Source organism: Flavobacterium piscis, from assembly GCF_001686925.1.
GTDB lineage: Bacteria > Bacteroidota > Bacteroidia > Flavobacteriales > Flavobacteriaceae > Flavobacterium > Flavobacterium piscis.
Map to the genome: position 1 here is coordinate 1 of NZ_LVEN01000046.1, position 22,768 is coordinate 22,768.

17 protein-coding genes and 1 tRNA gene are annotated in these 22,768 nt (G+C 33.7%); 10 read left to right on the forward strand and 8 right to left on the reverse strand.

Annotated features, from left to right (window positions below):
• Nucleotides 1–1,331 precede the first annotated feature (1,331 nt).
• The 6 genes from FLP_RS21125 to FLP_RS21150 form a co-directional block, all read right to left on the reverse strand.
• A tRNA-Asp gene (locus FLP_RS21125) sits at nucleotides 1,332–1,405 on the reverse strand.
• Nucleotides 1,406–1,491: 86 nt separating this feature from the next.
• Nucleotides 1,492–2,418, reverse strand: coding sequence for a DUF58 domain-containing protein (locus tag FLP_RS21130; protein ID WP_065451498.1), 927 nt, complete (start codon nucleotides 2,416–2,418; stop codon nucleotides 1,492–1,494).
• A complete protein-coding gene (locus tag FLP_RS21135; RefSeq protein WP_065451994.1) occupies nucleotides 2,415–4,991 on the reverse strand; it encodes a M1 family metallopeptidase in 2,577 nt (858 codons plus the stop codon). Before FLP_RS21135 ends, FLP_RS21130 begins: the two co-directional genes overlap by 4 nt.
• A 182-nt stretch (nucleotides 4,992–5,173) precedes the next feature.
• Nucleotides 5,174–5,647 carry an SgcJ/EcaC family oxidoreductase gene (locus FLP_RS21140; RefSeq protein WP_083195921.1) on the reverse strand — a complete coding sequence of 158 codons (474 nt, stop codon included), beginning with the start codon at nucleotides 5,645–5,647 and terminating at the stop codon, nucleotides 5,174–5,176.
• Nucleotides 5,648–5,774: 127 nt separating this feature from the next.
• Nucleotides 5,775–6,368, reverse strand: coding sequence for a DUF4082 domain-containing protein (locus FLP_RS21145; RefSeq protein ID WP_065451500.1), 594 nt, complete (start codon nucleotides 6,366–6,368; stop codon nucleotides 5,775–5,777).
• A gap of 44 nt (nucleotides 6,369–6,412) precedes the next feature.
• Complete coding sequence (locus FLP_RS21150) at nucleotides 6,413–6,958, reverse strand: hypothetical protein (RefSeq protein WP_065451501.1); 546 nt, start codon at nucleotides 6,956–6,958, stop codon at nucleotides 6,413–6,415.
• 204 nt (nucleotides 6,959–7,162) lie between these two features.
• On the opposite strand from FLP_RS21150, the gene FLP_RS21155 reads away from it, so the two are divergent.
• Nucleotides 7,163–7,870, forward strand: a complete 708-nt coding sequence (locus FLP_RS21155) for a LytR/AlgR family response regulator transcription factor (protein WP_065451502.1) — start codon at nucleotides 7,163–7,165, stop codon at nucleotides 7,868–7,870.
• Nucleotides 7,867–9,951 carry a tetratricopeptide repeat-containing sensor histidine kinase gene (locus FLP_RS21160; RefSeq protein ID WP_065451503.1) on the forward strand — a complete coding sequence of 695 codons (2,085 nt, stop codon included), beginning with the start codon at nucleotides 7,867–7,869 and terminating at the stop codon, nucleotides 9,949–9,951. The genes FLP_RS21155 and FLP_RS21160 overlap by 4 nt, the downstream gene beginning before the upstream one ends.
• Before the next feature lie 315 nt (nucleotides 9,952–10,266).
• Here the strand turns inward: FLP_RS21160 and trxA are convergent, their stop codons facing one another.
• Nucleotides 10,267–10,584: a thioredoxin gene (trxA, locus tag FLP_RS21165; protein ID WP_041516662.1), complete on the reverse strand. Its 318-nt coding sequence runs from the start codon at nucleotides 10,582–10,584 to the stop codon at nucleotides 10,267–10,269.
• 245 nt (nucleotides 10,585–10,829) lie between these two features.
• Between trxA and FLP_RS21170 the strand changes: the two genes are divergently transcribed.
• The 5 genes from FLP_RS21170 to FLP_RS21195 all read left to right on the forward strand — a co-directional run bounded on the left by FLP_RS21170 (nucleotide 10,830) and on the right by FLP_RS21195 (nucleotide 18,668).
• Nucleotides 10,830–13,298, forward strand: a complete 2,469-nt coding sequence (locus FLP_RS21170; protein WP_065451504.1) for an AsmA family protein — start codon at nucleotides 10,830–10,832, stop codon at nucleotides 13,296–13,298.
• 469 nt (nucleotides 13,299–13,767) lie between these two features.
• Nucleotides 13,768–14,247 (forward strand): hypothetical protein, encoded by a 480-nt coding sequence (locus FLP_RS25190; protein ID WP_083195922.1) that lies wholly within the window; start codon nucleotides 13,768–13,770, stop codon nucleotides 14,245–14,247.
• Nucleotides 14,248–14,334: 87 nt separating this feature from the next.
• Nucleotides 14,335–14,730, forward strand: coding sequence for a (deoxy)nucleoside triphosphate pyrophosphohydrolase (locus tag FLP_RS21180; protein WP_317044554.1), 396 nt, complete (start codon nucleotides 14,335–14,337; stop codon nucleotides 14,728–14,730).
• Complete coding sequence (locus FLP_RS21185; protein ID WP_065451505.1) at nucleotides 14,727–17,876, forward strand: DUF3427 domain-containing protein; 3,150 nt, start codon at nucleotides 14,727–14,729, stop codon at nucleotides 17,874–17,876. Before FLP_RS21180 ends, FLP_RS21185 begins: the two co-directional genes overlap by 4 nt.
• 477 nt (nucleotides 17,877–18,353) lie before the next feature.
• Nucleotides 18,354–18,668, forward strand: a complete 315-nt coding sequence (locus FLP_RS21195) for an HPF/RaiA family ribosome-associated protein (RefSeq protein ID WP_065451507.1) — start codon at nucleotides 18,354–18,356, stop codon at nucleotides 18,666–18,668.
• A gap of 96 nt (nucleotides 18,669–18,764) precedes the next feature.
• Here FLP_RS21195 and FLP_RS21200 read toward each other — a convergent pair whose 3' ends face one another.
• Complete coding sequence (locus FLP_RS21200) at nucleotides 18,765–19,415, reverse strand: hypothetical protein (protein ID WP_065451508.1); 651 nt, start codon at nucleotides 19,413–19,415, stop codon at nucleotides 18,765–18,767.
• Nucleotides 19,416–19,762: 347 nt separating this feature from the next.
• Between FLP_RS21200 and FLP_RS21205 the strand changes: the two genes are divergently transcribed.
• The 3 genes from FLP_RS21205 to trmB all read left to right on the forward strand — a co-directional run bounded on the left by FLP_RS21205 (nucleotide 19,763) and on the right by trmB (nucleotide 22,748).
• On the forward strand, nucleotides 19,763–20,254 hold the full coding sequence (locus FLP_RS21205) for a nuclear transport factor 2 family protein (RefSeq protein ID WP_065451509.1): 492 nt from the start codon (nucleotides 19,763–19,765) through the stop codon (nucleotides 20,252–20,254).
• A 262-nt stretch (nucleotides 20,255–20,516) separates the two neighbouring features.
• Nucleotides 20,517–21,899 (forward strand): ammonium transporter, encoded by a 1,383-nt coding sequence (locus FLP_RS21210; RefSeq protein WP_065451510.1) that lies wholly within the window; start codon nucleotides 20,517–20,519, stop codon nucleotides 21,897–21,899.
• A gap of 171 nt (nucleotides 21,900–22,070) precedes the next feature.
• Entirely contained in the window at nucleotides 22,071–22,748 is a 678-nt protein-coding gene (gene trmB, locus FLP_RS21215; protein ID WP_026982683.1) for a tRNA (guanosine(46)-N7)-methyltransferase TrmB, read from the forward strand.
• Nucleotides 22,749–22,768: the final 20 nt, after the last annotated feature.

The window sequence follows — 22,768 nt, forward strand, 5'->3', positions numbered from 1 at the left end:
TAATGCTTGTCAGTATTTCAGGGAACGTCTGTCGCTGTTGCGGGTGCAAAAGTAGACCCTTTATTTACATTTACAAGCCTTTTTATTATATATTTTCCATCTTTTTTAAAACTTTTTCTTAACACTCTGATAACACAAAACTTAACAACCTGTCTTTTTTATAGATTTTAGGAATTTTCTGATTTGAGATGTGTTTTTCGTAACAGCAGTTCTTAAACAACTACTACTTTTATTGACTTCACAACTTTATTGAGCGGATACTGACTTCTTCACAACAAGTATATCAATCCTTCTGGATCAGCTTGCCACGAAGACTCAAAGTTCATTTTTATCGCGCAAAGACGCAAATACGCAAAGCCTCTTCTTTTGAAGCGGTTTCTCCCTTCTTAATGTTTATCTTAAGAACTACTGCCCTTGCACCGATATTCCCGAGACTTCGAGAGGAAATCCTATTGTGTCGGTCAAGATCGCTATCAGGAGACCCAAAAGACCAGAACACCTCAAAGCATCGGAAACAGGATTAAACTACTCATTAAAACTAAATTTCAAATTTCCTAAATTGCCTTGCCCGCCTTCCAGCATTCGAATTCAAATTTAAAAGCTGATTCCCGTTTAGCTACCTATTATATATGTATTAAAAAACACCAAAACCACCAACCCGACTAACGGTTGCCATTTTATGAAAACTATTTATTTACCGACTCCAAAATAGTACGAGATAAAAAATCATTTCAAACAAAACTCGAGAAGAAATAAAAACAACATACTTATATATTTAATCAAACCAAACTTAGTACTGTCGAAAAAATTAAAATAACTATTTAGTGTTTTAAGAACACATCCTACCTTAATATATAATAATGAAAATATACCCCCATTCACACTCTACCAAAAACCCTTATATAGAACACAAAAAAAGCACTAAGTAAGCATCTTACCATAAAGCACAAAGTTTTTTCAACTAAGAATGCTTTTAAAAACAGAAAACTCACAAAGCCGCCAATATAGAACTTTGCGAACTTTATCCTTGTATAATTAAAAGTAAAAAAAATCAGGATCACAATGCGTATCCCCGTGATCGAAACCACAGGCTATATCTAAAAAGGATTCAATACAAAATGGAGACTTATATTGGATTTATAAATAAAATAGGGGATTTGCCAAAAGGCTATAAATCAAAAAAGCCATCCACAAAAGTGGAAAGCTTTTCATTGGTCTAACTACTAAACCAGCTACGAGTTACAAAGTCGTAGCAAAACAACACAACTAATCTTAGATACCGTATTTGGGCAAAAAAGCCTTTCCGTTAAGAAAGGCTTTTCCCAATATTGCGGTCTGGACGGGACTCGAACCCGCGACCCCATGCGTGACAGGCATGTATTCTAACCAACTGAACTACCAAACCTCTGCGTTATTGCGGTTGCAAAGATAGTACAGAATTTCATTTCTGCAAGCGTTTTGCTAAAAAAAATTAAATATATTTTCAAATCATTAGCCAAAGTTTTGTTTTTCAACTAAATATGTGGTCAATATTTTTTCAAAATTATCGCCTACATTCACCGGAACGTATTTAATTTGGTTCTTTGCACAGGTCAAAGAGAGTTTTTTAAAGTACTCCTCTGCCCTCTTTTCATATTCTGCTTTTACATTATCGGCAAAAATAGATACTTCTTCACCTGATTCTAAGTCGATAAACTTTCTTGGCGTATTGTCAAAATCAAATTTAAGCTCTGTTTTATCATCCACAACATGAAACAAGACTACCTTATGTTTATTGTGTTTAAGGTGTTGCAAGGCATTAAATAGCTTTTCATCATCTTCTGACTGAAACATGTCTGTAAATATGATGATCATCGAACGACGGTGCATTTTTTCTGCAATTTGATGCAAATACGTGATTGTATCAGTAGTTTTTTTGACTTTTGGCTGTTCTAATAATTGCTCCAGTTTATTGAGCAACATTCTATGATGGCGATCGCTTCCTTTTTCGGGGGCATAATATTCGTAACTGTCCGAGAAAACACTTAAACCCACGGCATCGCGCTGTTTCTTTAAAATATTCATTAAAACTGCCGAAGCCAAAACCGCAAAACCAATCTTCTTTTCATAAAAAGGCTGACCTGATTTTAGTTCCGGATAATGCATCGACGACGAATTATCGACAATAAGATGGCAGCGCAAATTGGTTTCTTCCTCAAAACGTTTGGTATACAAACGGTCCGTTTTGGCAAACAATTTCCAATCGATATGTTTGGTGCTTTCTCCTGCGTTATACACTTTATGTTCAGCAAATTCTGCCGAAAACCCATGAAACGGACTCTTGTGCATTCCGGATATAAAACCTTCTACAACCTGATTTGCCAGCATTTCGAGGTGTTGAAAACTGGATACTTTCTCTATTTCCGATTCGATTTTCATTCGGTTTCTTTTTTAATATTTTGTGCGCGGTATAAACCGTCTGTCGCCTGCAACAGTTTTCGTTTTAATATAGGACTAAAATTAGGATTTTCTTTTAAGAATCGCTGTACTTCATCAAAAGCATATTTCGAAGAATATTTCCCAATTGTATTATTCAACCAGTCTTTTGGAAAGAAAATATCTCCGGTTCGCTGAATTTCTTCGATCAAATCTAATGAAAATTTAATATATTTTTGAGCACTTTCCTGACGTAACGGATGATTGATATTGGCCAAACCTACAGCAACCCATGATTCTTTTTCTCTGTTTTCATCATCTTTCAATGATTTTACAAAAGCATCACGAACCAATTCGTCTTTTGATAAAGACGGGAGCAAAAAGTCAAATCGTTTTTGTTTGTCCGGGTTTGTGATTGCTGTTCTTGCTTTACTCAGAATTTCATCGGCTTTAGCATGTTTAAATATCGCCAGATTCATTGCCATATTGGTATAATCATCTTCATTTAATTTTAAGCTTTGAATTACCTTTTCCTTATTCCATAACAAATATAATTTGGCTTTCGCCGAATTTGAATACGCAATCGAACTGAATAAATTAAATAATGTCTTTTTGATATTGCTTGGTAAATTGGCTTGTAAACGTTTGTACAAAACATCCTCCAATTGTTTCTGCGCTTTGTTTTGTTGTTTTGTTGTCAGGAATTTCCAAAACACATTACTTATCTGGTTGGTAATTGTTTTTAGAACCAATTCGTTTTCTTCCTGCTGAATTCCTTTTAAAAAACAATCAAAAGCTTTTGATGGAGCCACATTTCCTGTTAAGGTATTTTCATAAATATTGATATATGTTGACGCTCTTGCTACCTCATCTTTCAAATTCAAAACAGATTCTAAAGTATTTCCGTCAAGCGGAAAAACACCATAACCAAAACCATTATAGTTGTAAATGAAACTAAGCGGTTTTTCAAGCCCTATTGCTTCTTTCAATGATAGGTTTTGATCTTTAATATTGACACTGATTACTTTTACCTGATCGCGATAAACCAGCCCAATCTCAAAAATCTGAGGCCAGATATTCCCTGATTTATCTTCGGCTTCCTGGCTTATTTCAAATTTTTTGATTTTGTTTTGAGAATCGTATTCTATTTTATCTGTAAAAATGGCTCTTCCTGATTTATTTACCCAAACTTCACTCCATTTTTGCATATCCAGCGGCGTTTCGGCATCCAGAATTTCTACCAGATTGTTCCAGTCGGCATTGTCGTTAGCGTATTTTTTAATGTATTTTTCGATTCCTTTCTGAAAAGCTTCTTTTCCCATCGAAGCTTCAAGCTGTCGCATCATAATAGGTGCTTTGTTATAAATAATGGCTCCGTAAAGTGAACCGGCATCTTTCAAATTAGCCAAATGCTGTTTTATCGGATGTGTGCCCAACGAACGATCTTCCGCGTAAGCGTTAGGATAATGCGCTGTTAAAAATTGTAAATTATGATTGACTTTCGGGAAAATTGGATTCATGATTTTATCTGCCATAAAATTGGCAAAGACCTCTTTCATCCAGACATCGTCGAACCATTTCATAGTGACCAAATCGCCAAACCACATATGAGAGGTTTCATGTGCAATCAGTTTTGCACGATCTAATTTCTCGCTGTCGGTTGAACTGTTATCTAAAAACAAAGTCGATTCTCTGTACTGAATCGCCCCAACATGTTCCATTCCGCCATATTGAAAAACAGGAATTGAAGCAAAATCCAGCTTTTTAAACGGAAATGGATAGTTTGTATATTTTTCTAAAAAGTCTAACGATTGTTGGTGTAAATTAAAAATAGTGTCAGCACTTACTCTGAATTTTTCCGGATTGTTTTCGCGATACAACATTGTCATTTCACGGTTTCCTGGTTTCTTCGTTACTGATTTAAATTTTCCGGCAACAAACGAAAACAAATACGTACTCATTTTATCTGATTCTCCAAAAGTATAACTCGTAAAATCTCCTTTTTCGACTTTCTCTTTTACATCGGCTCCAGCCAAAACTGTCCAGTCTTTAGGCACAGTTAAATTCAGTTTATAAGTTGCTTTGATATTTGGCTGATCCAAACAAGGAAATAATGTACTGGCACGATCCGGAACTAATAATGTATAGAGAAAATCATCGTTTCGGTTTAGTGATAAATTTCCAGCTGTAAACGAAATCGCAATTGTATTTTTTCCTAAAATTAAAACTTCAGGAGCAATAACAATATGACCTTTTTCGTGAACAATGGCAATACTTTTTTCGTTTACCTGAATTGATTTTATGTTGGATGTTTTCTCTTTAAAATCTAAATATAAGGGCTGACTCAAATCTGACAAAGTCAAATGTAGTTTCAAATCTGATTTGATATCTTTGGTTTTCTGAGCCGGAATTTCAAATCCCAAATCATAGCGAACATCTGAAACTTGTTTTTTTCGAAAAATAGCCAATTGTTCCGAAACACCGTTTTCTAAAAGAATATTTTCTTTTTGTTTCGATTGAGAAAAACCAATTGCAGTAATTGCGAGAACACAAAGAAAGCTGTAGAAAATTTTCATTTTTAAAGGAATGTTAGATCTGTAAAAATAAAAAAAGTTTGCAACGAATTTCACGAATGAGCACGAATTAAAATTCTTTTTGCCACAGATTACACAGATTAAAATGATTTTTTTAATCTGTGTAATCATTTATCCCGATGACTATCTGGAGTCGCTAATTTTTTAAACGGGTTATTTCGAAATTATCTTGGTGGAGCATTTACCTGAGTTACCTGCATAGTAGTAATTTTCCAGCTATTATTCTGTTTTTCGAAAAACGCCGTTATAAATTTAGTGTTTACAGTTCCTTTTTTAACAACTCCTCCCGGAACAGCATAATCTTCTTTTGCAGTCAAAGTTTCTTTTATATGTGCATAAGCCGCATTTTCTGATAAAAATTTAGCATCTATCCAGTCCAATTTTACTGCTGTTGGTTTAATACAGCATTCGTTAATATGAGAAAACTGAGTTATTATTTCTTGTTTCCCTTTCCAGTACATTCCTAAAAAATTGATTAAGACAGCATCTTCACTAAAGGCCTGAGAAAAAGATTTAATATCATTTTTGTTCCAGTCTAATTCCTGCTGCTCAATAATTTTTTTAAGTGCTTCTTCTTTGTTTTGAGCTAAAACAATTGTAGTGCTCAACATTACGATTAATAAACATATTGCTTTCATATTCAAATATTTAAAGTGATTAATTATCTAAAAAAATGTTATCAAATTTACGTTAAATTCTAAAAAAAGGTCTGACTATTGCCAGACCTTTTCCAAACATACTAATTCTAACTATCCAAAAATAAAATTATTGAGTTTGCTGAAATTTAAAAGTCATATCTCCGGCATAATATGTATTACGTGCATTGGTTGGGAAAATAGTTTCCGCAGCCGTACTTGAAATATACGCATATCCCGTAATTACTATATTTCCTGCCGTAATAGGATACGTCGCAGCAGATCCGTCTGTTTTTGTTCTGTTGATCCAATCGTCGCTGTTTACGGTAAAGAAATACTCTTTGTCTTTTGTTAGAGCGATTGGTGTAATTGCTTTTTCTACGGTAACATTTGCGGTTGGTACATTTATCGTTTCAGATTTTATAACGGTTTTGGTAGCCGCATCCCATAAAGTGATTCTTAAAGCAGCATTTACATCTGGAATTTTTACTACCAAAGCATTTATTTTACCCGTTACTGTTGGTTTAAAACTAAAACCGTACTCGTAAATTCCTGAATTTTTGACATCAACTGCTTTCTGGCTAAATCCTGAACCGGCCATATAAGCATCAAGAGGATTTTCTTCGTTGTATTTCACAGCTTCTTCTTTATCGTCATCGCTGCTGCACGAAATGGTTAATAATGCAACTGATAAAATGGTAAAAAGAGTTTTTATAGTTTTCATAATAATTAATTTTAGTGATTTTATAGGATTGAATAGATGGATTATTATTGCTGAATATTAAAATGTGCGCACACTTCTTCGTAACTCATTTTAGTGTAATCTGTTTTTACTGCTTTTCCTGTTGTTGCAGCAACGCCTCCGGGAATTAAAATATAGCGCCAGCTAAGTGATGTTGGAAGATTTACTGTTGCGGCCTGATCGTGTCTGAATCTGAAAAGTTTAATTTTCTTTGCTGTAGAAATAGCTGTAATCGTATTAACAAATCCGCCTGCTGTTGATGTATAAGGCAGTGCATATGTACCTGAGCCAAAAGACACATAAACCAATATGGTTCCTTTTGACAGAATATCTTCTGATAGTTGTGGTGCATTAATCGATGTAGACATTCCTGAAGTTCCGTCTATTATCTCTGCAACTGCCGTTGGAGCTGTTAGCCACGCACTATAAATAACATTTGCTGTTCCTGCTGCTCCCGCCGGACCTGCTTGTCCGTCAACTCCGTTTACTCCGTCGGTCCCGTCATCACTGCTGCATGAAATGGTAGCAATGGCAACTAATAAAATGGTAAAAATGGTTTTTGAAAATTTCATGATAATTTTGGTTTTTAAATTTGGCTAAATGATTCGTATTTAATTCAATAACATTATTTTTGCAATAATCAAATGATCGTAAAAGAATGTTTCTTTTATCTGATGACTCAATTACAAGACAAATTTGCAGGATTAAAATGTGCCGAAAAACCACTAATAGACAAACAACATTTTAAATAGACAGACGACGTAAAACCGAATAAAATGGCTAAAAAATACACTTGTATTATTATCGACGATGACGAAATAGACAGATTGACGGTATTGTCGTTTGCCAAAAAATTTCCGCTTCTGGATATTCTGGGTGTTTTTGAATCGGCTGAAGAAGCTGTTCTTTTTATCGAAAAAGAAAAAGTCGACATTTTATTTTTGGATATTGATATGCCGGGTTTAAACGGAATTGAGTTTAGAAAAAAGGCCTTAGAAATTCCGGTTTGTATTTTTATCACCGCACATCCTGAACATGCCGTAGAAAGTTTTGAGATCGAAACATTAGATTTTATTGTAAAACCTTTAAAACTGGATCGCTTTGCACAAACCGTAAGTCGTATCGAGGAGTTTATGGAAATCAAACTTAAAGCATCTCTTTTTGAAGCCAGTATTGGCGGCGATACGATTTATATAAAAGAAGGTCACGAACAGACAAAAGTTAAACTACATGAAATTTTATATCTTGAGGCCTTAAAAGATTATACTTTGATTATTACCGATAAAAAAAGACATTGCGTTTTATCAAGCATTGGCAATTTGTTAAAAGAAGATCACTTTCAGTCTTTCATCAGGATTCATCGAAGTTTTGCGGTTCAGAAACAGTTTATTCAAAAGATAAATTCAAGCGAAATTATTCTGAACAATAACATTTCAATTCCGGTTGGCAGAAGTTATAAGGAAAACCTAAACCTGTTCTCATGAAAAAAATGAGGTTCTTGTTTTTGTTTTTCATCAACCTAACTGTTTTTGCACAGCAGGAACCTAATTTGGCAAGTTATCAAAACCCAAATGAAAAACTAAAAGCCTGGCTAAAATATAGCAATGAAGTTTTAGATGCTGAAGATTATCCTAAACTTTTAATCGTTGCACAAAAAGGAATTGACCTTTCTAAAAATCAGCTGGCCTACAAATCAAGATTTTATTTTTTAAAAGGTAATGCATACGAATTCAATAATAATCAGACAAAAAACGCTTTAGTAAATTATGAAATTGCCTTACAATATGCACAAAAGGCGAGGCATCTTAAAAATGAAACTTCTATTTTAATGCGCCTTAATTATGCTTATTATGCGCTGAATGAAACATCCAAAAGAAAAGAATTAATAACCTACATCAAACAAGTTCTTGACACTACAAAAAGTACGTATACAAAATCTGTTCTCTACGGAAGTCTTGGCGAATATTACCTTGATAATGCCCAATATGAAACCTTTATTGATTATCAGCTAAAAGCGATTAATTACAAAAAACAGCTCAAAAAAACGATAGCCAATGATGAAACAATTGGTGTTTCGTACAGTCAGATTGCGGCTGCTTATACCAAGATGAAACAATTTAATAAGGCGATTGAATATTTAAATTATGCCCGGCCTTATATCAAAACGTCACCTTATATCAGTGCTTTTTCCTGCAACTATTATCTGCAATGTTTTGTTCCTTTAAAAAATCCGGATAGCATTCAAAAATATTACACCTTAATATATACGTATCCTTCCAAAAAAGATTCTTTATTTCTTAATCTAAGTTTTGCTAACCGAAGCGTATCTGAATATTATGCCAATGAAGGCCAAACCAACACCGCATTTAGTTATGCTAAAAAAGCTGTTTTACTAGGAAAAAAATCGAATGATCAGGATATTATTATGGAAGCCAATGCTGTAATGGGAAGGGTTTTATATGAAAAAGGAGAATATAAAAAAGCAATCGAAATCCTGAAAAATGCTTCTAAAAATGCTTTGACTTACGACAAAGAATCTTTTGTAAATATCAATAAAAAACTATCACAAAGTTATGCCGCATTGGGGCTTTGGAAAGAGGCGTTTTATTACAACGAAATCTACACCAAACACAATGATGAAATGATGCAGGAATCGGCGAAACAAAATATTGCCAATGCCGAAGCACGTTATCAAAATAAAACCAAAGGGCAGGAAATCAAAAATCTTTCGACACAAAACAAACTAAAAAACATTCAGATTGCTGATGCGCAAAAACAAAGAGTTTATTTAATTTCAGGATTAATTTTGGTTGGAATCATCCTAATATTATTATTCAAACAAAGTCAGAACCGTAAAAAAACCAATGAGAAATTACAGCTTTTGAATCAGGAACTGGACGAAGCCAATAAAATAAAAGCGCGTTTCTTTAGTATTTTAAACCACGATTTACGAAGTCCGGTTTCGAATTTAATTCACTTTCTACATCTTCAAAAAGAAAGTCCGGAACTCATTGATGAAGCCACAGCGTTAAGAATGCAAACCAAAGTGATAACCGGAGCCGAGAATTTATTATCGTCCATGGAAGATATTTTATTGTGGAGCAAAGGCCAAATGGAAAATTTCAAGCCCCATTTTAAAGAAGTTTCCGTAGCTGTTGTATTCGAAGAAATGCAAAATCATTTTTCGGGTGTAGAAAAGATCGTGATATTATTTGAAGATCAAAACAATATCATCTTAAATACCGATGAGAACTACCTTAAAACCATTATTAGAAACCTTACCGGAAACGCCATAAAAGCCTTAGAAAAAACAGAAAACAGAAAAATAATCTGGAAAGCCTGGCAGGAAAACAACCAAATTTATCTCTCTATCACAGACAATGGCATTGGCGGAACTCAGGAAAAATTTAAAGCTTTATACGACGACTCAGAAGTTATAGGTATCAAATCTGGTTTAGGATTGCATTTAATAAGGGATTTGGCAACCGCAATCAATTGCAAAATCGAAGTAAGCTCAAAACCGGATTCAGGAACTACGTTTACGATTAAAGTTTGTTCTAATTAAGGTTTGCCACGAATTGCACTAATTTTCACCAATTATTTATTTTGATGCTGCTTAAAAAGTTAGCCACAGATTAAAGGATTGAAATGATTCTTTGCTTTACTTTATATTATATACTCACGCAGATTTTGCGGATTAATTTAAATCACTTTTATCTGCTTGATCTGCAAAATCTGCGTGAGAAAAATAATTAGTAAAAATTAGCGTAATTAGTGGCAAAAAAATCATTTGAATCTGTGTTAATCTGTGGCAAAAAAACACAAATAAAAAAGGCTTGACTTTCGCCAAACCTTTTTTATATAAATCATAATCTTACGATTACAACAAAGCGTCTAAACTATCTGCGTAGGTTTGTTTCGGAGCAACTCCTACTTGTTTTCCTACTACTTCACCGTTATGAAAAACCAAAACGGTAGGTATGTTACGCACACCATATTTTGCAGCGAATTCCTGGTTAGCATCTACATCGACTTTACCAACAACTACTTTACCTGCATATTCTTCACTGATTTGGTCAATGATTGGACCAACCATTCTACAAGGACCGCACCATGCTGCCCAAAAATCTACCATTACTGGTTTATCTGATTTCAAAACTACTTCATCAAAAGTAGCATCTGTTATTGCTAATGCCATAATTTCTTATCTTTTAAAATTATTGTCTGAATTGTTTCGTTTCAAACTAGAGTACAAATTTAAAAATTAAATACTAATCAAACACCATTCTTAAATTAGTTTTAATTATAAATGCATTGTCATTTATTATATCATTCCCATGTTCATAAATCATAAGTTTTAACTTACGCATTGTTGTTGTGTTATCTTTTTAACATAACGTCGGTTTTTTACCTTATCTTTAATGATACAGAAAATTATTCGCGATGGCAGAAACCTTACAGCACATAAAAACATTTTTTCAATCGGCTCGTTTTAAGAAATATGCCAAGCGTTTTGGCTTTTTTATTTTAGGACTTATCGCATTGTTATTGATTGCTTGTGGTGGATTGTCAATTTATTTTAATCAAAATAAAACCGAAATCATCGCCAAGATCAATACAAAAATCAATGAAAACATCAACGGAAAATTTCATGTTGGCGATTTTCATTATAAGTTTTTAACCGGTTTCCCCAATTTTACCCTGGCCTTAAAAGATGTCGAACTCAAAGACAATCAATGGGCAACGCACAAACATACTTTACTAAAAGCTACCGAAGTAGAGGCACGTTTGAACGTTTGGAGTTTACTGCAAAACGAAATCAATATTCATAAAATTCTCATCAACGACGCGGATATTTATGTTTATAAAGCCGAAGATGGCTATTCGAACGCCGATATCTTTAAACCTAAAAAGAAAAAATCGCCCGAAAATAAATCAGATCGCGAAACTACCATTGACCAAATCGACCTCAACGATGTTCACTTTATTCTGGACAATAGGCTTGGGCATAAATTGTTTGATTTTGATGTTGCCAGTTTAAAAACAAAAGTAGATTTTGATGGCGACAATTGGCAAACCGATGTATTTCTGGATACTCAAATAAAGAGTTTAGCCTTTAATACCGTACACGGAAGTTTTGCCAAAGAAAAAGAACTCAAAGGAACTTTTAATGTTGCGTATTCTGCCGAAAAAGAACGAATTGATGTCTTAACCCGAGGTCTAAAAATAGGAACAGATTCTTTTGATATTACCGCATTTTTTAATCTTGCCAAAGGAAATGCCCTTTTCGGAATCAATATTGGGACTTCGATTTTATGGCAAAATGCATCGAATTTATTGTCCGGAAATATTAGTTCTAAATTAAATCGCTTTAATCTGAGTCAACCCATCGACGTAAATTGCGATATAAAAGGCGATTTTAATGCCGAAGGAGATCCACGAATTGTCGTTCAGGCCATTATAAAAGACAACGAATTGAGTATTCCCGACGGATTAATTAAAAAATGCAACTTTAAAGGGATTTTTACCAATAATTTTAAACCAAAAGACGGTTACAACGACGCCAATTCGGCTATTATTCTGACCAGATTTGTGGGCGAATACGAGAATATTCCACTTACGATTCCGCAGTTGGCGATTAACAATCTCGAAAAACCATTGGCAACCGGAAACGTAAGTTCTGATTTTGATGTAGAAAGACTCAACCAAATCAGCAACGACAAATGGATTCAGTTTTCAGCCGGACATGCAAAAGCCAACCTGAAATTTCAGTTTGATATCGTCGATTTGTACATTACAAAACCGCGTTTTATTGGCAAAATAGATGTTGATGATGCCTCATTTCATTATATCCCAAAAAATGTTCATGCCGTAAAAACCAATATTCACCTTGATTTTACCGAGAAAGCATTGCTTATCAAACAAATCACATACAAACATCTTAAAAACACAATTTTAATCGAAGGCAAAATCGACAATTTCCTGAACCTTTATTACGATGCGCCCGAAAAAATGATTGTAAACTGGAAAATCTATTCTCCATATATTGATCTGAAACAATTTCTGGGCGTTTTAGCCACTTCGCAAAAAACAAAAGCCACGGCGAAAACCCATAAAAGAACCACAATTTCGAACCAGATACGAACCGCAATCGACAAATGCGCTGTAGTAATCGACATCAAAGCCGATAAAATTAGTTACAACAAACTAACTGCGACCAACACAATCGCAACCGTACAAATGATCGATTCGAGATTGGTGATTAAAAACGGTTCGCTGCAAACTTCTGGTGGAAGTATTACGTTTAACAGCGAAGTACAACCCAGCGGAAAAAACTTTGCTTTTAGCTCTAACGCACAGGTAAACCGTGTTGATATTGCGAGTTTTTTACGTTCGTTTAATAACTTCGGAGTGAAATCTTTTAGTCCCAATAACATCAAAGGAAAACTCAGCAGCGAGGCCAATGTTACCGGATTTATCAACAGCAACGGCGAGTTGATCACCAATTCTATGCACGGAAATCTGACTTTCAATGTCAATCAGGGCGCTTTGGTCAATTTCGACCCTATCGTAAAAATTGGCAAGTTTGCTTTTCCGTTCCGCGATGTCGAGAATATTACGTTTAGCGATTTATCCGGTACTCTAAAATTGCGCGGAGAACAAATCGATGTCAATAATTTCACCATTAGTTCCAGCGTCTTAAACCTCGATGCCGAAGGTATTTATTCCTTTGGCCGAGGCACCAATCTCGCCCTCACCATCCCGCTCCGAAACTCCAAAAACGACATCAAACTCGCCACCAAAGCCGAACGTGACGCCGTTCGCGACCGCGGAATTGTCCTGCATCTAATTGCTCTGGATGACGAAGGAAAAATGAAAATTAAATGGGGGAAGAAGGATAAAGAAAAATGATTTTACCACATAATAAAACACAAACTCATCTCAATCTTGTCATTCTTGAGGAAAGACCTGTTCGCCTCGGCGAAAGCAATCACACTAGAAACTCGCCAAAGATTTGTCACTCTGAGCGAAGTCGAAGAGCTTTTTCAACTTGTAATTTGTAATTTAAAAATATTGTAATTTCAATTTTCAGGAGCTATTTCCTGCTGTCCACTATATCTTTTGTGGCGAACCCCGCCACAAAAGGATGCCGCTCCCATCAGGGCTAGGGCTTTTGTTTTCATAAGAAGTTTATAAATATAAATTAACGCCAGTTAGAAATGATTGGCGTTTTTTATGGAAAAATTTAAAACTAAAATAATAGTAATTTTTAAATATTATTAACGAGGCCAATTGTAAGCGGCTCAATTATCGACTAAAAACTACATTTGAATTAAGCATATTTTAAAATATTTTTAGTACCAAAATCCATTATTAAGAAATGAAATATTTAGCAGAAATAATTTTCGGAAAGGATCCAGTAAGGAAATTTCATAATAATGAACCTTTAAATGACTTTGAAAAAATCATCAACTTAAAAAAGTATACTTTCGAAACTTGGGTAGAAAGAAATGCATTTTACAAAGGACTTGGTGAAGCAATGGGCTGGTTAGAATTCGAAGTAATTAAAGAATACGAAGAGAAAGATAGCAAAGAAGAAAAAGAAGATGACGATAAATTTGATTATTGGGCATTCATTGAGAAATATTATCCAAAATATTATCACTGTGATAATGTTTTACTAAGCGATATATTAACTAGAAAACTTGTGGGTGAAGAGATTTGCGAGCAAGACGAAGAGAATATTAAAGATTGGGATATTAGGAACGAATTATTTGAAGTAGATAAAGAATTACTTTGTAAAGCTTTTGAAAATTATTTTAATATTGCTTATCCTGAAAATCTTATTCCTAAAAATTAATAAGAATAGTTAATGTGATTATATTTCACTAATATTAAACTTCGTTATCAAATTATTATTTATAAATCATTTACCGCATTATTAAAAATGTCTAAAATCATAAATGTTACTTGTGCAATTATTTTAAAGGATAAAAAAATTCTCGTTGCGCAAAGAAATGAAAAAATGAAATTACCTTTAAAATGGGAATTTCCTGGCGGTAAATTAGAAATTAATGAAAGTGAAATAGAATGTATCAAAAGAGAAATTAAAGAAGAAATAAATATCAATATTGAGGTGTTGCAAAAATTATCAAATAACATTCATGATTACGGTACTTTCAAAATCAATTTAATTCCTTTCCTAGTTCAATATATTTCAGGTGAAATCAAACTAGCAGAACATAAAGATTACAGATTACTAGAAAGATCACAATTATTAAACCTTGATTGGGCAGAAGCAGATTTACCAATCGTTGAAGAATTTTTAAAACTTGAAATATGAACCAAGGATTATATGAAGAATTAGTTACCAAGCTAATAAACTACAAAATAAACGAATTAGATAAAGATATATTTCAAATAAAAAAGACTTCAATAGACAAAGCCGAAGCATCTCAATTATTATCACAGCATATTGGCAAAGTCATCAAATATGCATTAGAAAATTTACCTAAACAAAAGGAAATTGATTTAATAGATAATCAAATAAAAATTTCGAATAAGATAATTCAACTATTAAGAGATGAATTAAAAAACGAAGAGTTTGAAGGCGATTTAATTGAAACAGAAGGAAAAATATTGAACGCTGTTTTCACAAAAGTCGATGCTCATTTTAAAGACTTAGATCTACATTTAAAAGAAATTACACCTTACACTAGACTAATTCATAGCGAGCTTTTTACTGGAGGAAATGCAGGAACAACTTTAGAAAGTGAATTACGAAAAGAGATATTATCTTCAAATAAAATTGATTTATTAGTTTCTTTTATTAAATGGAAAGGTATTCGAATTCTTGAACGTGAATTAAGAGAATTTACAGAAAGAGGAGGAAAACTGAGAGTCATTACAACTACATATATTGGCGCAACAGATTCTAAAGCTGTTGAATTCTTGGCGTCATTAGAAAACACAGAAGTAAAGGTTTCATATAATACAGGAAATGAGCGTTTACATGCAAAAGCTTATTTATTTCAAAGAAATACAGGATTTCATACTGGCTATATTGGTTCTTCAAATTTTTCCCGTTCAGCTTTAACTGATGGACTAGAATGGAATTTAAAAGTTACGACTAAAGAAGTTGGACATATTATTGATAAATTTAAAAAAACATTTGAGGCGTATTGGCAAAATGCAGACTTTGAATTATATGATGAAAGTATTCATTCTGAAAAATTAGTTGATGCTCTTAAACAAGGAAGATTTTCAAAAGAATATACTTTTACTACAGCTTATTTTGACATCAAACCTTTTCCTTATCAAAAGGAAATTCTTGAAAAACTAGAAGTTGAAAGAACGGTTCATAATCGATATAGAAATCTTTTGGTAGCTGCTACTGGAACGGGGAAAACTGTAATTTCTGCATTTGACTACAAGAATTTCAGGACCAATAATAAATCCTCTAAATTGCTTTTCGTAGCACATAGAAAAGAAATTCTACAACAAGCAAAAGCAACTTTTCAAGGAGTTTTAAAAGATAACAACTTTGGTGATTTATGGGTTGACGGAATTGAGCCCAATTCTAATGAATATCTTTTTGTATCAGTACAAACTTTAAACAATAGATTAAAAGATTTAAAACTTTCTCCAGAATACTACGACTTTATTATTCTTGATGAAGCACATCACGGATCAGCTTCAAGTTACAGACCTTTTCTAAATTATTTTAAACCTAAAGTTTTATTAGGATTAACGGCAACTCCAGAAAGAATGGATAATGAAAATATTCTAGATGATTTCTGTAATCGTATTGCAGCAGAAATAAGACTTCCTGAAGCATTAAATAAAAAACTGTTAAGTCCTTTTCAATATTTTGGAATTACTGATAGTATTGATTTGACAAATGTAAAATGGGAAAAGGGTAAATATGTTGCAAGCGAACTAACAGCATTATATACTAAAAACAATATTCGTGTTGGGGAGATAATTACAAATCTTAATAAATATCTTAATGATATAAATGACATTCGTGCAATCGGTTTTTGTGTAACTGTTGAACATGCTATTTTTATGACTGAAAAATTTAATTTGGCAGGATTAAAAGCAAATTACTTAACATCTAAAAATGCAAGCGAAAGAGACAGAATTCGAGAAGAATTCAAGAAAAAAGAATTCAATTATTTATTTGTAGTTGACATTTTCAATGAGGGTGTGGATATTCCTGAAATTGATACCGTTTTATTTTTAAGACCAACCGAAAGTTTAACCGTTTTTCTTCAGCAATTAGGTCGCGGTTTACGTTTGGCAGAAGGAAAGGATTGTTTGACTGTCTTAGATTTTGTTGGAAACTCAAGACCTGAATATGATTTTGAAAGTAAATTCAGAGCATTAATTGGTAAAACAACAACTTCCGTTCAAAAAGAAATTGAAGATGATTTCCCTCATCTTCCTTTAGGCTGTTCCATTGTTTTGGAGAAGAAAACAAAAGAAACAATTCTTGAAAATATTAAAAAAGCTACATCCTTAAATGTAAATCAAATAATTACTAAAATTATAAATTTTCAACATCAAACAAATTTACCGTTAACTTTAAATAATTTCATTGAATTGTATCATATTCCCATTGAAACTATTTACAAAAAAGATAGCTGGTCAAGATTATGTCAACGAGCAGGAATAACTGATGATTTTGAAAACATAAATGAAAAACAAATTTACTCTGCAATAAGCAACAAATGGCTTTCTACCAACTCAACAAGTTATTTTAATTTCATTTTAACGATCGCAAAACAAGGTTTCAATATTAGAATTGATGATTTCGATGAAAACCAAAAAACCATGTTATTAATGCTACATTATGATGTATGGCAAAATGCTGGAGGATTCGATTCTTTAGAAAAAAGTATAATTCAAATAGGAAAAAATAAAACTCTTGTTAATGAAATTATCGAAGTTTTAGAAATATTAATTGATAAAATTGGTTTTAAAGAAATTGATATTCAATTACCTTATGAACAACCATTAAAATTACACGCTCGATATACGAGAGATCAAATACTAGCAGCTTTCCGTTTAAGTACATTCGATAAAAAATCATCTAATCGAGAAGGTGCAGCAGAAAATAAGAGCTTAAACACAGAAATACTTTTTATTAATTTGATTAAATCCGAAGAGAACTTTTCGCCAACAACTATGTATGAGGATTATGCCATAAGTGAAACATTATTTCATTGGCAATCACATAATGCTTATGGACCAGAAACAAGCAAAGGAGTTTCATACATAAGACATATTGAAAGCAATAAAAAAATATTACTTTTTATTAGAGAAAAAGGAAAAGATGAAAATGGAAATACACTTGGATATGTTTTTATTGGCGAAGGTATTTTTAAAGAAACTGAAGGTTCGAAACCTATGAATATAAAATGGGAGCTAAATGAGCCAATGCCTAATTATCTTTGGAAAGAGTCTGCAAAAATGTCAATAGGTTAAAAAACATGATAGAATATTCAATCTTAGAAATCCCAACTGTACTTAATTCACCTATCAAAGTCATAGATGTAATTTACAATTGTCCTGTTTGTGATTATGAAATTGAAATAAATATGTTTGTTGATGATAATAGTTTTGTAAAATGTGACATTTGCGATCACATAACAAAATTTAAAATTAAAAGAATCTAAATTGTTAAAACGCAATCGCAGAAAGACAAGTTTTATAATTGTTGCGAAGACTTCGGCTGCGCTCAGCCTGACGAAAAAAAACACAATAAAAAATCTGTTTTTATCCGCGTTTTCACGAAGTGAATCCGTTAAATCCGCGTTCCATATTAACATTCCAGTATCGCCATGTCTAACAAAAAAATGGCCTTGAAATTTTCTACCATTTTTTCATAATGTTTTATTAACTCACTTGGGTTTTCATTCTAAAAAAGATAGCTTTGAGAATAATCATTAAATATAAACCGATATGAAAATTCAAATCAATACCGACAAGAACATCGAAGGACACGAAAGATTAGCAACTTATTTTTCTGAAGAATTAGAAAAAGGTTTAGCTCGTTTTGAAGAAAAAATTACCCGCATCGAAGTACATTTTGGAGATGAAAACGGAGAAAAATTTAGCCTAAACGATAAAAAATGTGTGATCGAAGTTCGTATTGCTAATTTACAACCCCTAACCGTAACAGATCACGCCGATACGCTTGAAAAAGCTTTTAGCGGTGCTCTTGCCAAAGCAAAAAAATCACTTACTACGACTTTCGAAAAAATGAAAGCGCATTAATTCATATAGCATCAAAATCTAAAAAAGGCATTATCTCAAATACGGATAATGCCTTTTTTTATTGGTAGCAAGTCAAAGTTATAATTGACGTAAATGTTATGATTTTGGTAATGGTGCTCCAACGGCTATATCGCAGCGATGTCCGGGTTTTCCGTGCGCTGGATTCATTCCGTCTGCTGTTGCTACTTCTTCGGTGCTTAATAAGGCCGGAACTGCATTGTTTGCAGGTGGCGTAACGGTAAAGTTTTGCGTTGTAGTGCCGCTTTGTGCTGTATTGGCAGCGGGTTGTTTTGCTACAGGAGAATTTAAAGGTGATCCAACAGGAATATCACATCTGTGCCCGGGTTGTCCGTGTGCGGGATTCATTCCTTTGGCTACTTTCGTAGGTGCTATGGTTGTTGTGGTTACTACATTTTGCTGTCCTGAATTTACTTGTACTGTTTGTGGTTGTTGCGTAGTGGTTTGTCCTTGCGTTGGAGCCGAATTTAAAGGTGCGCCAACTGCAATATCGCAACGATGTCCGGGTTGTCCGTGTGCAGGATTTAATCCTTGCGTTGCGCCCATTACGGTATTAGGATTCGTTGCCGGATTTTGAACAACCGACTGCGTTTTTGTGGTGTCTTTTGCTAGTCCTAGTTTTACCAATTCAGATGTTGGTGTGTTTTCCTGTGGTTCGAGTTCTTTTTTACAAGAGGTAAAAACCAAAGAAGTGACAAATATTGAGGTGATAAGTATTTTTGGATTCATGATGTAGGTTTTTAGAGCTCTCAAATATAGTAAGATTTCACCATATAAGTAATATAAGATAATTTAAGATTTTTCGCTATTTGGATTATAATCGTTGAGCCAAAATTTCACGCAAAGACGCAAAGGCGCAAAGTTTTTATTTTAAAGCCACAGATTAAAAAGATTCAAATAAATTTTGGTTCACGCAGATTTAAAATGCTTTGCGTATATCAGCTTAAATCTTTTTAAATCTGCGTGAACCAAAAACTTTGCGCCTTTTCGTCTTTGCGCGATTAAAAAACTCTGCACCTTTTAACTTTGCACCTCTGAAAAATTTTTTACTAACTTTAAATCCAAAATAAAACCTCATGAAAAAATCAATTCTACTTTTATTATTCGTTGCCACTTTTGCAAATGCACAAACTTCTGAGAAAGACAAAGTCAGTCAAACCATTGATACCTGGCATAAGGCTGCGGCCGATGTGAAATTTGAAGACTACTTTAATTTAATTGCCGAAGACGGAATTTTTATTGGAACTGATGCTACCGAAAACTGGACCAAAAAAGATTTTAAAGTTTGGGCGAAACCGTTTTTTGATAAAGGCACTACTTGGAATTTTACAGCCTTAGAACGTCATATCTTTTTTGACAAATCAGGAAAAATTGCGTGGTTTGATGAATTGCTCAATACACAAATGAAAATTTGCCGCGGTTCGGGTGTTTTGGTTAAAGTAGGGAAAGAATGGAAAATTCAGCATTATGTTTTATCAATGACAATTCCTAATGATGAAGTCGATGCGGTTACTAAGATAAAAGCGCCAATCGAAGACGTTCTGATTGCAAAGCTTCAGAAAAAATAAACAAATTAGAAGTTTCTTTTTATAATTCTAACTTTTCTAGTGCTTTACAGCGCCGTATATCAAATTAATTATAATACAATTGGCAATTTTATCCGTAAATTAGAAGTTCAAAATAAGATACTCTCAAAAAAACGGATCGAATTTTACAAAATTGACTAAAATAAAAGATCGACCTCTATTTTATTAGCCCCGAAAATCAAAATCTTTATTTTTTTTTAACTTTGACCCCAAAAAAAATAGGGTTAAATAAAGTATTTGAAAAATGAAAATAGAAAGACGCTGGATCATTTCCTTTATTATTATAAGTATTGTTTGTATTACGGGCGCATTTTGGCCAACTGTTACTGAAAACAATTACGTATTATCAGAATTTGGCACTACAGATCATATTGTTCCTGCCGATGTTGCCTGGATGTTGACCTCTTGTTGTCTGGTTTTGATCATGACACCCGGATTATCTTTTTTCTACGGAGGAATGGTAGGCCGCAAAAATGTGATTTCGACCATGCTGCAAAGTTTTATTTGTTTGGGCGTTGTAACCCTTTTATGGGTTGTAGTAGGTTTTAGTCTGGCATTTGGTGATCCTGTAGGTTTTGGTTCAGGAGAACATTTTTATAGTTTTTTCGGGAATCCAACTACTTTTGCCTTTATGGATTATGTGGGTGTTTTACCTCATAAACAATTGGCCAATACGATTCCGTTTATGTTATTTGCTTTGTTCCAAATGAAATTTGCCATTATTGCTCCGGCAATTATTACGGGTTCATTTGCAGAACGTGTTCGATTTATATCGTATTTACTCTTCATTAGTTTGTTTACCATATTTATTTATGCGCCTTTGTGCCATTCGGTTTGGTATCCAACAGGTGTTTTAGGAAGTTATTTTGGCGTAAAAGATTTCGCCGGAGGAACTGTAGTACATATGAGTTCAGGATTTGCTGCTTTGGCAGGGGTTCTGGTTTTAGGAAAAAGAAAAAATAGCGATCATATACCCACCAATATTCCGTTTGTATTATTAGGAACCGGAATGTTATGGTTTGGATGGTTTGGGTTCAACGCTGGTTCTGCTCTTGCGGCCAACGGAACTGCAGCAATGGCTTTTGCTACCACAACAACTTCATCTGCCGCAGCAATGTTAACCTGGGTTTTCTTTGATCGAATGAACGGAAGAAAAGTTTCTGCACTTGGTGCCTGTATCGGAGCTGTTGTAGGTTTAGTTGCCATTACTCCTGCAGCAGGTTTTGTATCAGTTCCTGAAAGTATGTTCTTTGGTTTCATCACCGCTTTGGTTTCTAACTCAGTCGTAAATTGCCGTTTCTCAAAAAGATTTGATGATACACTTGACGTTTTTGCCTGTCACGGTGTTGGCGGAATCATGGGAATGATTTTAACCGCCATTTTTGCGCACGGCGAAGATGCAAGTTTATTACACGGCGGATGGAACGTTTTTGGCCACCACATGATGGCGTTAGTTTTGGTTTCGATTTTTACTTTCTTCGGAGCATATTTCTTGTTTAAGGTAACGAACTTTATTATTCCGCTACGTGTTTCTGAAGAAAACGAGCATATTGGTCTTGATTTATCGCAACACGATGAAACGCTTGATCCTAAATTAAAACCTATTACTGAGGCGCATTACGGTTAAGAAAAAATATTCTTTGCATTAAATTAGCCACGAATTCACGAATTTCTTCTGCTTGTATTGACGACAACAGATAATTAAAATTCGTGAATTCGTGGCTAAAAATTTTAAAACCGAATTCAAACTATTTTCATTCGTTTATATTCCTTAATTTTGCTGAAAATTTTTGTAAAAGTGGGAAGTAAAAATAAACTAAAAAGATTCAGAGAAAACGAAACGTTTCAAAACGTTTTTCAACCAACCAGAGAAGAAGTTGTAGGCGATTTGATGCCTTTAAAAGGAAAATGGAACTCTGATTTCTTTAAAAATGATAATCCTTTAGTTTTAGAATTAGGATGTGGAAAAGGAGAATATTCTGTTGGATTAGCAGAAAGATATCCTGACAAAAATTTTATCGGAATCGATATTAAAGGGGCTCGTTTCTGGAGAGGTGCTAAAACTGCCGTAGAAACAGGTCTTCATAATGTGGCTTTTATTCGTACTCAAATCGAATTGATCGACCATATTTTTAATGAGAATGAAGTGGATGAAATCTGGATTACGTTTCCGGATCCGCAAATTAAATACAAAAGAACAAAACACAGAATGACCAACTCTGAGTTTTTGAAATTGTATAAAAAAATCCTTAAAAAAGACGGTGTTGTAAACCTTAAAACCGATAGCGAATTTATGCACGGTTATACTCTTGGATTGCTTCACGGTGAAGGACATGAGGTTTTATACGCGAACCATAACGTATATACAAACGAAGGAAGTCCTGAGGAAGTTACTGCTTTTCAGACTTTTTACGAGAAACAATATTTAGAAATTAACAAGGCAATTACGTATATTCGCTTTAAAATTAAAGACTAATTTAATTTTGTGAACGTTTT

What these genes read in the sequence shown, in the direction of transcription:
- FLP_RS21130 (WP_065451498.1), bottom strand. Translation starts at nt 2,418, where the DNA reads ATGAAAATCGAATCGGAAATAGAGAAAGTATCCAGTTTTCAACACCTC.
- FLP_RS21135 (WP_065451994.1), bottom strand. Translation starts at nt 4,991, where the DNA reads ATGAAAATTTTCTACAGCTTTCTTTGTGTTCTCGCAATTACTGCAATT.
- FLP_RS21140 (WP_083195921.1), bottom strand. Translation starts at nt 5,647, where the DNA reads ATGAAAGCAATATGTTTATTAATCGTAATGTTGAGCACTACAATTGTT.
- FLP_RS21145 (WP_065451500.1), bottom strand. Translation starts at nt 6,368, where the DNA reads ATGAAAACTATAAAAACTCTTTTTACCATTTTATCAGTTGCATTATTA.
- FLP_RS21150 (WP_065451501.1), bottom strand. Translation starts at nt 6,958, where the DNA reads ATGAAATTTTCAAAAACCATTTTTACCATTTTATTAGTTGCCATTGCT.
- FLP_RS21155 (WP_065451502.1), top strand. Translation starts at nt 7,163, where the DNA reads ATGGCTAAAAAATACACTTGTATTATTATCGACGATGACGAAATAGAC.
- FLP_RS21160 (WP_065451503.1), top strand. Translation starts at nt 7,867, where the DNA reads ATGAAAAAAATGAGGTTCTTGTTTTTGTTTTTCATCAACCTAACTGTT.
- trxA (WP_041516662.1), bottom strand. Translation starts at nt 10,584, where the DNA reads ATGGCATTAGCAATAACAGATGCTACTTTTGATGAAGTAGTTTTGAAA.
- FLP_RS21170 (WP_065451504.1), top strand. Translation starts at nt 10,830, where the DNA reads ATGGCAGAAACCTTACAGCACATAAAAACATTTTTTCAATCGGCTCGT.
- FLP_RS25190 (WP_083195922.1), top strand. Translation starts at nt 13,768, where the DNA reads ATGAAATATTTAGCAGAAATAATTTTCGGAAAGGATCCAGTAAGGAAA.
- FLP_RS21180 (WP_317044554.1), top strand. Translation starts at nt 14,335, where the DNA reads ATGTCTAAAATCATAAATGTTACTTGTGCAATTATTTTAAAGGATAAA.
- FLP_RS21185 (WP_065451505.1), top strand. Translation starts at nt 14,727, where the DNA reads ATGAACCAAGGATTATATGAAGAATTAGTTACCAAGCTAATAAACTAC.
- FLP_RS21195 (WP_065451507.1), top strand. Translation starts at nt 18,354, where the DNA reads ATGAAAATTCAAATCAATACCGACAAGAACATCGAAGGACACGAAAGA.
- FLP_RS21200 (WP_065451508.1), bottom strand. Translation starts at nt 19,415, where the DNA reads ATGAATCCAAAAATACTTATCACCTCAATATTTGTCACTTCTTTGGTT.
- FLP_RS21205 (WP_065451509.1), top strand. Translation starts at nt 19,763, where the DNA reads ATGAAAAAATCAATTCTACTTTTATTATTCGTTGCCACTTTTGCAAAT.
- FLP_RS21210 (WP_065451510.1), top strand. Translation starts at nt 20,517, where the DNA reads ATGAAAATAGAAAGACGCTGGATCATTTCCTTTATTATTATAAGTATT.